Annotated in this window: 12 protein-coding genes; 7 read left to right on the plus strand and 5 right to left on the minus strand. The window is 68.5% G+C overall.

The annotated features are described in order from the left end of the window. Positions 1–25 precede the first annotated feature (25 nt). The 5 genes from OU994_RS13495 to OU994_RS13515 form a co-directional block, all read right to left on the minus strand. Positions 26–559 (minus strand): TlpA disulfide reductase family protein, encoded by a 534-nt coding sequence (locus OU994_RS13495; protein WP_281611166.1) that lies wholly within the window; start codon positions 557–559, stop codon positions 26–28. Then, positions 556–1,116, minus strand: coding sequence for a carboxymuconolactone decarboxylase family protein (locus OU994_RS13500; protein ID WP_281611167.1), 561 nt, complete (start codon positions 1,114–1,116; stop codon positions 556–558). Before OU994_RS13500 ends, OU994_RS13495 begins: the two co-directional genes overlap by 4 nt. Before the next feature lie 412 nt (positions 1,117–1,528). After that, the gene (locus OU994_RS13505; RefSeq protein ID WP_281611168.1) at positions 1,529–2,038 is read right to left on the minus strand and encodes a response regulator; all 510 of its coding nucleotides are present in this window, start codon (positions 2,036–2,038) and stop codon (positions 1,529–1,531) included. Positions 2,039–2,224: 186 nt separating this feature from the next. Next, positions 2,225–2,779, minus strand: coding sequence for a nuclear transport factor 2 family protein (locus OU994_RS13510; RefSeq protein ID WP_281611169.1), 555 nt, complete (start codon positions 2,777–2,779; stop codon positions 2,225–2,227). Positions 2,780–2,912: 133 nt separating this feature from the next. After that, positions 2,913–3,425: a ferritin-like domain-containing protein gene (locus OU994_RS13515; RefSeq protein ID WP_373922590.1), complete on the minus strand. Its 513-nt coding sequence runs from the start codon at positions 3,423–3,425 to the stop codon at positions 2,913–2,915. Positions 3,426–3,839: 414 nt separating this feature from the next. Between OU994_RS13515 and OU994_RS13520 the strand changes: the two genes are divergently transcribed. From OU994_RS13520 to OU994_RS13550, 7 genes are all read left to right on the plus strand, one after another. Continuing rightward, positions 3,840–5,069: a DUF5009 domain-containing protein gene (locus OU994_RS13520; protein WP_281611170.1), complete on the plus strand. Its 1,230-nt coding sequence runs from the start codon at positions 3,840–3,842 to the stop codon at positions 5,067–5,069. Further along, complete coding sequence (locus OU994_RS13525; protein WP_281611171.1) at positions 5,066–6,178, plus strand: acyltransferase family protein; 1,113 nt, start codon at positions 5,066–5,068, stop codon at positions 6,176–6,178. Before OU994_RS13520 ends, OU994_RS13525 begins: the two co-directional genes overlap by 4 nt. 18 nt (positions 6,179–6,196) lie before the next feature. Continuing rightward, entirely contained in the window at positions 6,197–7,504 is a 1,308-nt protein-coding gene (locus tag OU994_RS13530; protein ID WP_281611172.1) for a glycoside hydrolase family 18 protein, read from the plus strand. Positions 7,505–7,840: 336 nt separating this feature from the next. Beyond that, a complete protein-coding gene (locus OU994_RS13535) occupies positions 7,841–10,501 on the plus strand; it encodes a TonB-dependent receptor (RefSeq protein ID WP_281611173.1) in 2,661 nt (886 codons plus the stop codon). A gap of 23 nt (positions 10,502–10,524) precedes the next feature. Continuing rightward, positions 10,525–11,418 carry an SMP-30/gluconolactonase/LRE family protein gene (locus OU994_RS13540; protein WP_281611174.1) on the plus strand — a complete coding sequence of 298 codons (894 nt, stop codon included), beginning with the start codon at positions 10,525–10,527 and terminating at the stop codon, positions 11,416–11,418. A 76-nt stretch (positions 11,419–11,494) separates the two neighbouring features. Then, positions 11,495–13,408, plus strand: coding sequence for an MFS transporter (locus tag OU994_RS13545; RefSeq protein WP_281611175.1), 1,914 nt, complete (start codon positions 11,495–11,497; stop codon positions 13,406–13,408). A 52-nt stretch (positions 13,409–13,460) separates the two neighbouring features. Then, complete coding sequence (locus OU994_RS13550; protein WP_281611636.1) at positions 13,461–14,699, plus strand: ABC transporter substrate-binding protein; 1,239 nt, start codon at positions 13,461–13,463, stop codon at positions 14,697–14,699. The last annotated feature ends 62 nt before the right edge of the window (positions 14,700–14,761 follow it).

Raw genomic sequence — 14,761 nt, forward strand, 5'->3', positions numbered from 1 at the left:
TTCCTTGTTAGGATTTAGTCGGTTGTCAGGTCACGGTGGACAGTGGAATGCGGCAGCCGCCCTCGTCGCATTGCGGCTCGTCCGCCTCCTCATGGACCAGGCCCGCCACCAGGGCGCCGACCTGCATGTCGTCGGCCATGCCGAAGACCTGCTGGCGCAGCATGCCCTGGCGGTCGATCAGCAGCAGCGTCGGCGTTCCCCGCATCCGGTAGCGCGCCATCGTGCGCGGCACCGGGCCGCTGTCCGATGGCTGGTCGATGCCGACCGGGAAATCGATGCGGTATTCGTGGAGGAAGGCGTCCAGCGCATCACGGCCCATCACCGCGTGATGCTCGAATACCGTATGCAGGCCCAGTACCTCGACGTCGCCGCGGTCGAACGTGGCGGCGATCTTCTTTGCCTGCGGTATGCCATGCGAGACGCAGCCCGGGCACAGCATCTGGAACGCGTAGACCACCACCACCTTGCCGCGCAGGGCGGCAAGGCTGGGCGAGCCGTGGGCATTCAGCCAGGCCGCCACCTCCAGTTCGGGGGCGGCCGTCACGGTGGCGGGCCTCATTTGGCGCGCAGCTTCACTTGCGGGAAGTCGACCGGCACCGCCAGCGCCACGTTCACGTAGTTCGTGAACAGGTTCAGCGCCACGTGGGCCACGATTTCCACCACCTGGCCATCGTCGAAGCCGGCCTCGCGCAGTGCATCGACATCGCCGGCACCGATCCTGGCGCGGTTGCGCACCACGCTCGTGGCGAACTTCAGCGCGGCGGCCGTCTTCGGATCCTGCGACTGGCCGGCCTGGGCGGCGGCCATCTCGTCGCTCGTGGCGCCGGCCTTGCGGCCCAGGGCCGTGTGCGCGGCCAGGCAGTACTCGCAATCGTTGATGTCGGCGATCGCCACGGCGAGCTGCTCGCCCAGCCTGGCACCGAGCGTGCCGTTGCCGAGGGCGCCGAACGCGCCCCACATGCTGGCCAGCGCGGCAGGGGAGTTGGCGACGGCCTTGAACATGTTCGGCGTAACGCCGAATGCGCCATGGATTTGTTCGAGCAGCGGTTGCGAAGCGCCCGTCGCGGTGTCGCGGGTGAGGAGGGCAACGCGGGCGGTGTTGGCATTCTGGGACATGATGTTTCCTTTCGTGGTTGGCCGTAGGGGGAATGGAAATGCTGGCCTCGGCATTTACATTAGGACTCCTAACTATGGTTCTCGAACTGAAAACCGGACTGGCGTTGCCTTGTCAGTGGTTGCCGCGCCGTCCATGTGAAGCATCTTAGCACGGTCAAGAATAATAGCAAGGAGTCCTAAGCAAATAAATTCGGGGCCCGCGGTAGGCCAGGGCTCGGCGAGGAGCCCGGCTGGGCGTTGTGTCAGTGGAGGTTGAACGCCACCAGCGTGCCGCCACCGGCGATGTAGAGGACACCCGGTTGGACAGCGACAGTTCTCCATCAGGCAGGCGCCTGCGGGCCTTTCCGTGAGTGGTTCGGTCGATGGGCTGTCGACTGCTACCGCTGCTGTCCAGCCTGGACATGCGGGCTGGCTAGGCGTGACTGCAGGCGCCGTGCGATGGCGTGGCGGTATTGTCGCTTTGGCGCGACCCCTCGCAGGCCGGTCCCGCAAATGGCAACGCCTGCCCCGTCTTGCCATGCCGGCAATGTGCAGCGATGACGGGCAGGATCGCCGCCAGGCTCGATGGCTTGGCCAGGTGCCGGTCGAAGCCGGCCGCGGCAACGCGGGCCCGGGTAGTGGCATCGTCCCAAGCTGTCAGCGCGACGATATACGCCGCCGACCGCAGTTCGCTGCGGAGGGCGCGGATCACCGCGAATCCATCCATGACAGGCATGCCGAGATCTAGGAAGATCACTTGCGGATCGAACGTGGCAGCCAGTTCGATGGCTTGCCTGCCGCCGAAAGCGGGGCGCGCGTCGATGCCGTTCAGGCAAAGCAGCTGGGCCAGCATGTCGGCCGCGTCGCGATCGTCGTCGATGACGAGCACACGCGGTTGGGGCGTAAAGGAATGCGAAGCGGAATGCGGAAGATCGATAGTCATGGCCAATGTCCGTGAGTGCCGCCGTGGGGCGGTGGTGCAAACGGCATTGGCTTGGCCGTGGAGAAGAACAGGAAGCGGCATGGCTTTCCTCCCGGTAATTCTAGCACGGCGTACGGCAGGGATCGCCATGAAATTTCATGGTGTTGCAACGGCACCGCCGGGCAGGGTTTGCCGCCCTGGACCCGGTCAGCGGGCGGCGGGCGCCGGCACCCGCCGAAGCACGTCGTCGTAGGCGGGCAGGTCGAGGAAGGCGGAGGCTTCGATGACGCGCCCGCCGCGCATCCGGAAGATCCACGCGTAGCTGTTCCGGTAAGCCTGGCCATCGCCCGCGGTGCCTTCGCCTTTCCAGCGCACGATCACGTGGTCGGCGTCGGCCCAGACCTGGCGCGACACCGGCCTGACGGGGGTGGCCATGCGCGCGGCGAACGGTGCCACGGCGCGGTCCATGAACGCCTTGCGGCCGCGGTAGGTGCCGGCGGAAGGGCCGCTTCCCTCGATGGTCCACACCACATCCTCGTGCAGCAGCTCGTTGAAGAAGCCGTTGCCGCCCGCCGCCCAGCGCTGGAACGCCGCGTCGACGATCCGGCGGTTGCCGGCCGCTTCGGCCTGTGAGGTGCCGGCGGCGGCGCAGGCGCCGGCCGCGGCCAGCATCACGATGGCGATGGCGCACCGGGCGCGCAAAACAGGGTTTGTCGCGACGCCGGCGGCCGGCCGGTCAATTCGTGCAATCGTGGTCGGCATGCGGTCCTCCATGGGTTGACAGTACAGCCCACATGATGCCGCCCGCCTGTCGCCCGCGCACAGGCCGGAAAGTCCGGATTGATTGCCCGATCCTCTGGGGAACGGCCGCCAACCGGACGGCCGGCCATCGCCCTTACACCTTGGCTTCCAGGCCCGGCGTGGCGGACCGCACCAGGAAGGCTTGCGTCAGTTGCGGCAGGTGCTCCAGCAGCCAGGCGGCCATGGCCTTTTCCTGCACGATGATGCGCTCGCACGCGGCCTGCGTGGTGGTATCGCCGGCCTGCTGCGCGGCGGCGATCAGCGCGGTGTAGCTGGCGATTTCCAGGTTCTCGAACACATAGCCGGCCATTGCGCCCTTGACCACTTCATCGCTGACGGTCATGCCGCCGACCGCCTGGCCGAACGCCATCAGCTTGCCGCCCAGGTCCTTCAATATCGAATTGCTGACGCCGCGGCGCGCCATGCATTCGTCGAGCAGGCCCTGCTGCCCGCGCGTTTCCTCGATGTGCTGGACGATGCGCGCCTTCAGCTCGGGATAGTGTTCCAGCCGCTCGGCCTGCGCCGTCAGCATCTTTTCCGCCTGCTGCTCCATCGCGTGCGCGTCGCGCAGCCAGTCGTTCAGGTTCTCGTTCACGTCGGTCGTCATCGCTTCCTCCTTTGGCTGTCAGTAGGGGCGATGGGGAGCCATCGCCGCCGGGAGAACGCATGGTAGCCGCATGGCCCGATCCGATCTGTCGGGGCGACCCTTCAGCGGCTGTAGGAATGCGCCGCACCTGCTTGGCGAGGCGCCGGCAGGGCGGCCGGCCGGCAATTCGTAAGGATTTGTGAGGGCGCCGCCGCCGGGCTCCGTGCCGCGAACACGCTTTTACGGGCTTGCCGGCCACGCGCCATGGGCCTCTGTAAAGAAATGTAAGCCCCACCTGTAGGTGCTCACGGCAATACCGTTTGAAATCAATGACTTGCATTTTATGGACGATGGCTGGGCGGACCGTTGCCGGCGCCGCCGGCCCGTGTTACGGTCGGGACCGTTACGCCCGGAAACCGTTCTCCAGCCGACGCCATGCCAGCCCAGCCGACCACACTTTCGCCCGCACCGCCTTCACCCGCACCGCTGACCGCGCAATCGCCCGGCCTGCCGCGCCAGCGCATCGCTTCGATCGATGCGCTGCGCGGCCTCACGTTCTTCACCATGCTGTTCGTCAACGCGCTGTCCGGCGCCGAAGGCGTGCCGGCCGGGCTGCAGCACCTGCCCGCCAGCGCCGATGGCATGAGCCTGGCCGATGTCGTGTTTCCCGCCTTCCTGTACGTGGTCGGCATGTCGATCCCGTTCGGCCTGGACCGGCAGGCGGCCGGGCAGGGCGCCTGGACCGCGCTGCGCCGCGCGGCACTGCGGGCCTTCGGCCTGATCGTGCTGGGCCTGTTCATGGTCAACGCGGAGGAGAGCGACGGGGCATCGATGGCCATCCCCATCCACCTGTGGATCCTGGTCTTCTACGGGGCCGCGTTCCTCGTGTGGGGCGCGTGGCGTTTCGCCAATCCCTGGCACGCGCGCCTGCTGCGCGGCGCCGGCGTGGCCATCATCGTGGTGCTGGCGCTGCTGTATCGCGGCCAGGACGGCGGCTGGATGAACACCTCGTGGTGGGGCATCCTCGGCTGCATCGGCTGGGCCTACCTGGCGGCCAGCGCCGTCTACCTGTGCTGCCGCGGCCAGGGCCCGCGCACGCTGGCCGCGCTGGCGGCCGCCACGGCCGGCTGCGTGCTGTGGTTCATGGCCAGCCGGGCCTGCAACGGCAATGGCGTGATCGCCATGCATGCCACCCATGCCTCGCTCGTCCTGTGCGGCATGGCTTGCGTGCTGCTGTTCTTCGGCGCCGGCACGGGCGGCCAGGGCTTGCGGACGGTGGCCGCCGGTGCCGCGCTGGCGGCGCTGCTGGCGGCCTGCGCATGGCTGCTGCACCGCTGGTATCCGATCTCCAAGATCGGCGCCACGCCGCCCTGGGCCCTGTATTGCGCGGCACTGTGCACGGCGCTGTACACACTGCTGTACTGGCTGGTCGAGCTGCGCGGCGCCGTGCGCTGGACCGCGCTGGTCGAGCCGGCCGCCACCAATCCGCTGGTGACGTACCTGCTGCCCATGATCCTGGTGTCGCTGATGCACCTGCTGGGCCTGCGCTGGTGGCCGGCCCTGATGCAGGGTGCCGGCGCCATCGCGTTTTCCCTGCTGTTCGCCGCCGCCACGCTGGTGGTGGTGGCCTTCCTCAACCGCTATCACGTCAGGCTGAAACTGTGAACACGCCATCTTCCCCTCCCTCGCGCAACCTGGCCCTGGACGTGCTGCGCGGCCTCACGCTGGCCCTGATGATCATCGTGAACACCCCCGGCAGCTGGAGCACACTCTATGCCCCGCTGGCGCACGCCGCATGGCACGGCTTCACGCCGACCGACCTGGTATTTCCCACCTTCCTGTTCGTGGTCGGCGGCGCGCTGCGGCTGAACATGAAGAAGCTGGCCGCCCTGGACAACGCGGCGTTCCTGCGCACGGTGGCGCGGCGCGGCGCGCTGATCTTCCTGTGCGGTTTCCTGCTGTACTGGTTCCCGTTCTTCACGGCCGACTTCACGCCGGAACCGATCGGCACCACGCGCATCATGGGCGTGCTGCAGCGCATCGGCATCTGTTACTTCTGCGCCGCCGTGATCGTGCGCCTCGGCGGCATCCGGGGCGCGCTCGGCTTCGGCGCCGCGGCCTTGCTTGGCTACTGGTGGCTGCTGTGGCAATTCGGCGACTACACGCTGGCCGGCAACGCCGTGCGCGCGCTCGACCTGGCCGTGCTGGGTGCGCCGCACATGTATGGCGGCGACGGCATCCCGTTCGACCCGGAAGGCATCCTCAGCACCTTGCCGGCCATCGTCAACGTGCTGGCGGGCTACCTGGCCGTGGCGTGGCTCGGTCACCGCGGCCGCACGATGGCGGCGGTCGGTGGTCTGGCCGCGGCCGGCGCCGCATGCCTGCTGCTGGCGTACGGGTGGGACACGCTCCTGCCGATCAACAAGAAGCTGTGGACCAGCTCCTACGTACTGTGCACCGTCGGCTGGGACCTGCTGGTGCTGGCCGTCCTGGTCTGGGCGGTCGACATCGGCGGGCTGCGCGCCGGCCTGCCGTTCTTCGAAGCGTTCGGCAAGAACACGCTGTTCATCTACCTGCTGTCGAGCGTGGGCGCGACCGTGCTGGCGCTGGTGCGCGTGGGCGGCACGTCACTGCACGGATGGCTGTACGAAAAGGTCTTCCTGTCCTGGGCCGACCCTTACTTCGCATCGCTGTGCTTCGCTGTCGCCTACATGCTGGCCTGCTGGCTGGCGGCCTGGGCGCTGGACCGGCGGCGCATCTACATCAAACTCTGACACGGGAACACCATGCGCATGTCTTCGTCCATTCCGCTTCGCCGGCTGTCCATCTTCTGTGCCGCCGCCATGCTCGTGGCCAGTGCCGCGCCTTCCGCCGCCGGCTCTGACAAGAATTACCAGGTGGGCTCGTACTACACCGGCTGGAGCGTCGACAAGGGCTTCCGCCTGAAGCAATTCGACCGCTCCCCGGCGGCCGACGGGTTCACCTTCCTGGTCTATGCGTTCGAGAATATCTACCCGATGCCCGATGGCAGCCACCGCTGCGACAGCGGCCGCGACGTGCCGGACCGCGACGGCGCCGGCATGCGCGCCACACTCGACTACGCGCGCCGCTTCGGCGCCGGCGAATCGGTCGACGGCAGTGCCGACAAGCCGGGCCAGCCGCTGGCCGGCAATTTCCACCAGCTGGCCCAGCTGAAGGCGCGCCGCCCGAACCTGAAGGTGCTGGTGGCGCTGGGCGGCGGCGAGTGGTCGCGCTGGTTCGCGCCGGGTGCCGCCACCGAGGAGGGCCGCCGCGCGCTGGTCAGCTCCTGCATCGACCTGTACCTGCGCGGCAACCTGCCGCACCTCGACGGCCACGGCGGCCCCGGCGCAGCGGCGGGCGTGTTCGACGGCATCGACCTCGACTGGGAACACCCCGGCCCGGCCGACAAGGGCAACTTCACGCTGCTGGTGCAGGAACTGCGGCGCCAGCTCGATGCGCTCGGCAAGGAAACCGGCAAGCGCTACCTGCTGACGGCGGCCGTCAACAGCACCGATGAAAAGATGCGGCACACCGAACCGGCCGTCTACAGCCGTTCGCTGGACTGGATCAACCTGATGACCTATGACTTCAATGGCGCGTGGAACGCCCAGGGGCCGACCGGTTTCCAGTCGAACCTGTATCCCGATCCGGCCAGCAAGGACGCCAGCCCGCGCAGCGTCGATACCGGCGTGAAGCGCTTCCTGGCCGCCGGCGTGCCGCCCGAGAAAATCGTCGTCGGCGTGCCGTTCTATGCGCGCGGCTGGCGCGGCGTGGCTCCCGCCAACAATGGCCTGTACCAGCCGGCGCAAGGCGCCGCGCGCGGCTTCGAGGAGGGCGCGGAAGAGTATGCGCGGATCGCCGCGCGCAAGCTGCCCGGCCAGTACCACCCCGTCACGCGGCAATGGTGGACCTACGCGGACGGCACGTTCTGGACCTATGACGATCCGCGCGTGATCGAGGAAAAGGCCGGCTATGTCCGCACGCGGCGCCTGGGCGGCCTGATGTCGTGGGCGCTGGACCAGGACGACGCGGCGTTCTCGCTGTCGCGGGCGATGACGACGCTGCGCCGCGCGCCGTGAACGGCCGCTGTGGCATCGACGGCACACCGCTCTGTAATGATTTGTAAGCTTTTGAATCGGAATCTGCGGCCAGGGCAGGCGCGCCGCGGGGTTTCCGGCGATGCGTGCCGCGCTTCGTAAGGAAGTGTAAGCACAATCGCCCTTGGGAATCGGAAAATCGTTTGGAATCAAGCATGTAGCAACTATTTTTGGCGGAAAGGGTGGAGGGTTGGCCGGTGCCGGGCGCGCTGTTACTGTCGAATCACCGCAGCACAGGACACAAAGGCAGGCGGTGGAACACTCGAGCAGGTGGACCAGATGACGACCCAGCCGTCACGCTACTAAAAAGGAAAGAGCATGTTTGATTCGAACCGCAGCAAGACCCTGATCAGCTCCGCGGTGGCCGGAGCGCTGGCGCTGCTGGCCGCGCCGGGCACCTTCGCACAGGAAGCGCCGGCGCTGTCCGGCGATGCGATCCAGGAAGTCATGGTGACGGCCACGCGCTACAGCACCTCGCTGCTGAAGACACCCGTCGCCGTGTCCGCACTGACGCAGGACGACCTGACGCGCAAGGGGGCGCTGAACATCAAGGCGCTGACCGGCGACATCCCCAACCTGCAGCTGGGCGGGGCGGTCGATGGCAGCTCGGGCGTGCAGATCGCCATCCGCGGCGTGTCCAATTCCGACTTCACCGAGATCGGCAATCCGGCCGTCGGCCTGCACGTGGCCGGCATCTACTCGCCGAGGCCGCAGGGCGCGCTGGCGCTGCTGTTCGACCTGGACCGGCTGGAAGTGCTGCGCGGCCCGCAGGGCACGCTGTTTGGCCGCAACTCCACCGGCGGCAGCATCAACATCATCCCCAACAAGCCCGTCTTCGGCAGCAGTGCCGGCAGCGCGGAACTCGACCTGGGCAACTTCAATCACCGCCAGCTGTCGGTGGTGCAGAACATCCCCGTCAACGACCGCTTCGCGCTGCGCGTCACGGCCAGCGGCGTCAAGCGCGACGGCTGGGTCGACCAGGCGCAGGACCTGTACGACGTGAACATGCCGTCGAAAGGCTTCGTCGCCGACGGCATCCCCGATGTCGACCAGCGCCGCAACCGCAAGGTCGGCAAGGGCGACTTCTACACCAACCGCGACCAGTGGGCGGTGCGCCTGTCCGGCCTGTGGAAGGTGACGGACCGGCTGCAATGGCTGCTCGCGTTCGAGAATTACCAGAACAACGATGCCGGCGACATCGCCCTGAAGGATTGCGAGCAGGCGGCCGGCACGCCGTATGCCTGCCAGGGCGGCAAGTACGACGTGGCGATCAACGTGCCGGGCGTGACCGACATGTCGATCCGCACGCTGCGCTCGAACCTGGTGTGGAACGTGAATGCGCAGACCGACATCGAGTACAGCTACGCGCATGCGATCCAGCGCCGCTTCCAGCAGCAGGACAGCGACGCCGGCTATCACCGCATCGAAGCGGACGTGAACGCCACGGCGGCCGCCGGCGGCGCGCGCTGGCCCGTCGAGGACAATGCCACGTACACGCTGGGCTCGAAGTTCGAATCGGACGTGCACGAGCTGCAGCTGCGCCAGAACTTCGGCAAGCTGCGCTATGTGGCCGGCCTGTTCTACATGAAGGAACGCAACAGCATCGACTTCGGCCAGGACTTCCTCGCCAACGACAGCAACGGCTACCCGTACGCCAACTTCTACCACCAGCCGGACCGGGTATCCGAATCGAAGGCCGTCTTCGCCCAGGCCGACTGGCAATTCCTGCCGGCGTGGACCTTCACCGCGGGCGTGCGCTACAGCCGCGACGGCCGCGCCGACCGCAACGGCCAGTTCTGGGAAGCCTACGGCACCGATTACTTCAATGGCCTGCTGGTGCCCGGCGCCCCCGGCACGCCCGGCTACACGGGCATCAACGCCGGCATGCTGCTGCCCGGCATGGGCGCCTTCTACGGCGGCGGCGCCTTCCCGGCGGCTTCCACCATCAGCGACAATGCGGATTCCTGGAGCAAGACCACGGGCCGGCTGGGCCTGACCTGGCAAGTCGATCCGCGCAACATGCTGTACACGTCGCTGTCGACCGGCTACAAGGCGGGCGGCTTCAACGACCGCTTCAACCTGTGCGGCAACGACATCAATCCCGCCACGGGCACGCCGTACGATTGCGCCACCGGTCCCGCCGGCCCGCAGTACTCGTTCCTGCCGTACAGCCCCGAGACCGTCACCAGCCTGGAACTGGGCTACAAGGGCAAGATGCTGGAAGACCGCCTGACGCTGTCGGCCACGCTGTTCTACAGCCGCTACAAGGACATGCAGGTGACGGGCCAGCACACGGTGGGCCGCACCAAGCGCGTCTGCGAACCGGACAACCCGGGCTGCGACGCCGTCATCAGCTGGTGGTCGACGCAGAACGTGGGCCGCGCCAACATCAAGGGGCTGGAGCTGGAAGGGCAGTACCGGCCGTGGCGCGATGCGCGCATCACGTACTCGGCATCGCTGCTGAGCGCCAAGATCGCCGACTACCCGACCTACAGCGACGACATCGGTTGCGCGGCGCGCGAAGCGCAGGGCATCACGCCATGCCCGCCATACTACTCGGGCACCGACCCGTCGCTGGCCCAGCTGCGGCCGTACGACGTGACCGGCAACACGCTGCCGTACTCGCCGCGCCGCACGATGAACCTGAGCTTCTCGCAGGACTTCCGCTTCGACAACGGCTGGTCGCTGACGCCGTGGCTGTCGGCACGCTGGCAGGACAAGGTGTACTTCAACCTGCGCAATCTCGACGAGGCGCACCTGTCCGGCGTGCAGAAGGCCTACAGCATGTTCGATGCATCGCTGCGGCTGGACGGGCCGTCGGCGGGGCGCTTCCCGTGGCATGCGGAACTGTACGTGCGCAATATCGCCGACAAGCGCGTCAAGACCTGGGCCGGCGCCGGTGGCCCCGAGTCGAGCTTCACGCTGGCGTCGTACAACGACCCGCGCATGTTCGGCCTGCGCGTCGGAACCGAGTGGTAAGCGTGCCGGTCAAGGCGAGGAACATGGCACCGCTGCTGCTGGCGGCCTGGCTGGGGGCGATGCTCCCGGCGGGCGCCACGGAACTGTTCGTCGCCACGCCCCTGACGGCGCCGCGCGGCTTCACGGCCGGCATCGAAGGCCCGGCGGTCGATGCGGCCGGCAACATCCATGCCGCCAATTTCGCGCGCCAGCAGACCATCGGCATCGTCGCGCCGGATGGCACGGCCCGCGTGCTGCTCGCCATGCCGGGCAAGGCGGTGGCCAATGGCCTGCGCTTCGGCCGCGACGGCACGCTGTACGTGGCCGATTACGTGGGCCATGCGATCTACCGCGTCGCCCCGGGCACCACGACCGCCGTGCGGTTCGCGCACGAGCCGTCGATGAGCCAGCCGAACGACATCGCCATCACGGCCGATGGCGTGCTGTATGCCAGCGATCCCGACTGGCGGCGCGGCAGCGGGCGGATCTGGCGCATCGATACCGCCGGCCGCGCCACCCTGGCCGCGGACGGCCTGGGCACGACCAACGGCATCGAGGTGAGTCCGGACGGCCGCACGCTGTACGTCAACGAAAGCGAGCAGCGCGCCATCTGGGCATTCACGATCGGCGGCGGCGGCGCGCTGGAAGACAAGCGCCTGGTCGCGCGCTTCCCGGACTTCGGGCTGGACGGCATGCGCGCCGACGTGGACGGCAACCTGTACGTGACGCGGCATGGCAAGGGGACGGTGGTGAAGCTGGCGCCGGACGGCACGCTGCTGCGGGAGATCACGCTACCCGGTGCACGCCCCAGCAATATCTGCTTCGGCGGCCCGGATGGCCGCACCGCCTATGTCACGGAAGTGGAGCATGGCCGCCTGCTGCAGTTCCGCGTCGACCGCCCGGGCCTGGAGTGGCAGCGGCTGCACGGGCCGCCCTAGGCGGCGCCGGCGGTCCGGCCGCTCATCGTCATCGTCATCGTCGAGTCTCAACAAGGTAAAGAGTACAAGGTCAAGAATGTCGATACAGCAAACGCAACGCATGCACCAGTATTTCCTCACCGCCGTGTGCGGCCTCGGCGGCCTGCTGTACGGGATCGATATCGGCATCATCGATCCGGCGCTGCCCTACCTGCATCGCGCCACCAGCCTGCCGGAAAGCCAACTGTCGCTGGTGGTCGCCGCCGTGATGGCGGGTTCGATCCTCGGCTCGGTGGTGGCCGGCATGCTGGCCGACTGGCTGGGGCGGCGGCCGATGATGGTGGTCAGCGCGCTGCTGTTCGTCGGCAGCGTCACCGTGATCTGGCTGTCGCAGTCCTTCGTGCCGCTGCTGCTGGGGCGCCTGCTGCAGGGACTGAGCGGCGGGGTGATCGCCGTGGTGGTGCCGCTGTACCTGGCCGAATGCCTGCCGGCCGACCAGCGCGGCCGCGGCGTGGCGCTGTTCCAGTTCATGCTCACCGCCGGCATCGTGCTGGCCGCGTTCATCGGCAACCATTACCTGGGCAACGCGGAACTGGCGATCCAGGCCGCCGGCAGCGACACGCGCGCCGCGGTGGCCGCCGCCGACCATGCCTGGCGCAGCATGTTCCTGACGGTGGTCTATCCAGGCGTGCTGTTCCTGCTGGGCTGCTGCTGCGTGCCCGAATCGCCGCGCTGGCTGATGCGGCACCGCGGGCCCGAGCGGGCGCGCGCCGTGCTGGCGCGGCTGCGTTCGCCGGCCACCTGCGAACAGGAACTGGCGGGTATCGGCGCCGCGCTGGACGAGGAACGCGCGCGGCCCCGGCTGTCGCGCGGCGCCGCGCTGGTCGAGATGCTGACACAGCGGCGCTACGTGGTGCCGTTCGTGCTGGCCTGCGTGATCCTCGGCTGCAACCAGGCCACCGGCATCAATTCGCTGCTGCAGTTCATGTCGACCATCCTGCAGCATGCGGGGCTCGACCCGGTCAGCGCGGCCAGCCACGGCACGGCGATCAAGATCCTCAACTCGGTGATGACGGTGGCCGCCATCGTGCTGGTCGAACGCAAGGGCCGGGTCTACCTGCTGAAGCTGGGCACGGCCGGCATCATGGTGTCGCTGTGCCTGCTGGCGCTGCTGTTCCACCGCTTCGAATCGCAGCGCATCGACGTGCGCGAGCAGGTCGCGGCACTGGTGCGCGGCAATGCCCTGCAACTGAACCTTGCCGACGCGGGGCTCATCGCTGCCAGCCCGGCCGGCGCGCCGGGAGCGGGGCCGATGCAGCTGACCATCCTGTACCAGTATGGCGACCGCCAGCAGGTCGCCGAGGCCTACACGCCCACCGCCGAGGCGCGCGAGGTGCTGGTCCGCGAGGCGGCACTGGTGCGGGCGCTGCCGGCGGAACAGCGCGCGCTGCTGGAGGCGGCCCACGCCGCGTGGAGCGGCCGGGCCGACGCGGGTGCCGCGGCGGCCGCGCAGCCACTGATCGCCAGCCTGCCGGCGCCGTCGCGCGCCACGATCGACGCGGCGCGGCGCATCTACCAGGCGCAGCACGTGCAGGTACGGGCACCGGATGGCGTGCCGGCCGGTGCACAGCTGACGATCGTCCGCGCCAGCCTGGGGCCCACGCCCGGCAAGGACAGCGGCGTGCTGGCCGCGCTGTGCATTGCCGCCTTCATCGCCTCGTTCTCGATCGGCCCCGGCGTGTGTGTCTGGCTGGCGCTGTCCGAGCTGATGCCGACGCGCATCCGCTCGGTCGGCATGGGAGTCGCGCTGCTGGTCAACCAGGGCGTCGGCACGCTGATCGCCGGGGCCTTCCTGCCCATCGTGGGCAACCTGGGCTACCACGCGATGTTCCTGTCCTGGGCGGCCTGCACGGCGGTCTACTTCATCACCGCCACGTTCTTCCTGCCCGAGACGAAGGGCAAGTCGCTGGAAGAGATCGAACGGCATTTCGCCGGGGCGGCGGGGCGGTGATCCGATGGCATCCTGGCCAATGAGAAAGCTTGCGGGGCGCGTGATGCGGCGGATGGGCGGCGCGGGGCTGGCCGCTTGCCTGGCCTGCGGCATGGCGCCGGCCGGCGCCGGCACGCTGGTGATCGAAAGCTGGCGCGTCGACGACCGGGCGCTGTGGGAGAACGTGCTGCTCCCCGCGTTCGCGCGCCAACACCCGGACGTCGCCGTGAAGTTCGCGCCCACCGCGCCGACCGCCTACGACGCGGCGCTGGCCAGCCGCCTGGCCGACGGAACGGCCGGCGACGTGATCGCCTGCCGGCCGTTCGACGCCTCGCTGGCGCTGTACCGCAAGGGATACCTGGAACGCCTGAACGGCAGGCCCGGGCTGCAGAACTTCGCGCCGCCAGCCCTGGTGGCCTGGCAGACGGATGACGGAAAGGAGACGTTCTGCATGCCGGTGGCGTCGGTGATCCACGGCTTCTTCTACAACAAGGACATGTTCCGCCAGCTGGACCTGCAGCCGCCCGGCACGGTCGACGAATTCTTCCGGGTGCTGGACGTGCTGAAAAACGCGGGCATCGCGCCGCTGGCGCTGGGCACCGCCGAGCAATGGGAAGCCAGCCAGGTGGTGTACACCAGCATCGGGCCGAATTTCTGGCGCGGGGAAGAGGGCAGGAAGGCGCTGATCGAGGGGCGCGCCAGGCTGACCGACGCGCCCTTCGTCGAGGCGCTGCAGTTCACGGCGCGGCTGGGCCGCTACCTGCCGCGCGATGCCGCCGCGCTCACGTACCGCGACAGCCAGGCCATGTTCGCGGCGGGCCGCGCGGCGATCTACCCGGCCGGCTCGTGGGACATCGCCCAGCTGGGGCGCGTGCCGCGGCTGTCGCTGGGCGTGTTCGCGCCGCCGGTGCGCAAGCGCGGGGACGCCTGCTACATCTCCGATCACATGGACCTGGGCATCGGCATCAACCGCAACGCACGCAACAAGGAAGATGCGTGGAAGTTCCTGGCCTGGGTGGGGTCGCAGGAATTCGCCGACCTGTACACCAACCGGCTGACCGGCTTCTTCACGCTGTCGCACCACCTGATCGCGGTGCGCGACCCGGTCGCCAAGCAGATGGCCGAATGGCGCCAGCGCTGCGCCTCGACGATCCGCTTCAACGCCCAGGTGCTCAATCGCGGCCAGCCCGGCATGGAAAGCGAACTGTGGAACATCAACACGCGGGTTCTGGAGGGGAGCCTGGCACCGCGCGATGCTGCCGCCAGGCTGCAGGAAGGTTTTGCCGGGTGGCTCACGCCGCGGCAAAAGTAGTATCGCACCGGTTAGTCCCCCTTATCGGTGCGATTCCTTGGGCCGGCGCCGGCGGCGCCGGC

This window comes from Pseudoduganella sp. SL102 (genome assembly GCF_027856995.1).
Taxonomy (GTDB): domain Bacteria; phylum Pseudomonadota; class Gammaproteobacteria; order Burkholderiales; family Burkholderiaceae_D; genus Rugamonas; species Rugamonas albidiflava.

Bases quoted from the DNA above. Each gene is read 5' to 3' on its own strand.
- OU994_RS13495 (WP_281611166.1), bottom strand. From the start codon at position 559: ATGAGGCCCGCCACCGTGACGGCCGCCCCCGAACTGGAGGTGGCGGCC.
- OU994_RS13500 (WP_281611167.1), bottom strand. From the start codon at position 1,116: ATGTCCCAGAATGCCAACACCGCCCGCGTTGCCCTCCTCACCCGCGAC.
- OU994_RS13505 (WP_281611168.1), bottom strand. From the start codon at position 2,038: ATGACTATCGATCTTCCGCATTCCGCTTCGCATTCCTTTACGCCCCAA.
- OU994_RS13510 (WP_281611169.1), bottom strand. From the start codon at position 2,779: ATGCCGACCACGATTGCACGAATTGACCGGCCGGCCGCCGGCGTCGCG.
- OU994_RS13515 (WP_373922590.1), bottom strand. From the start codon at position 3,425: ATGACGACCGACGTGAACGAGAACCTGAACGACTGGCTGCGCGACGCG.
- OU994_RS13520 (WP_281611170.1), top strand. From the start codon at position 3,840: ATGCCAGCCCAGCCGACCACACTTTCGCCCGCACCGCCTTCACCCGCA.
- OU994_RS13530 (WP_281611172.1), top strand. From the start codon at position 6,197: ATGTCTTCGTCCATTCCGCTTCGCCGGCTGTCCATCTTCTGTGCCGCC.
- OU994_RS13535 (WP_281611173.1), top strand. From the start codon at position 7,841: ATGTTTGATTCGAACCGCAGCAAGACCCTGATCAGCTCCGCGGTGGCC.
- OU994_RS13540 (WP_281611174.1), top strand. From the start codon at position 10,525: ATGGCACCGCTGCTGCTGGCGGCCTGGCTGGGGGCGATGCTCCCGGCG.
- OU994_RS13545 (WP_281611175.1), top strand. From the start codon at position 11,495: ATGTCGATACAGCAAACGCAACGCATGCACCAGTATTTCCTCACCGCC.
- OU994_RS13550 (WP_281611636.1), top strand. From the start codon at position 13,461: ATGGGCGGCGCGGGGCTGGCCGCTTGCCTGGCCTGCGGCATGGCGCCG.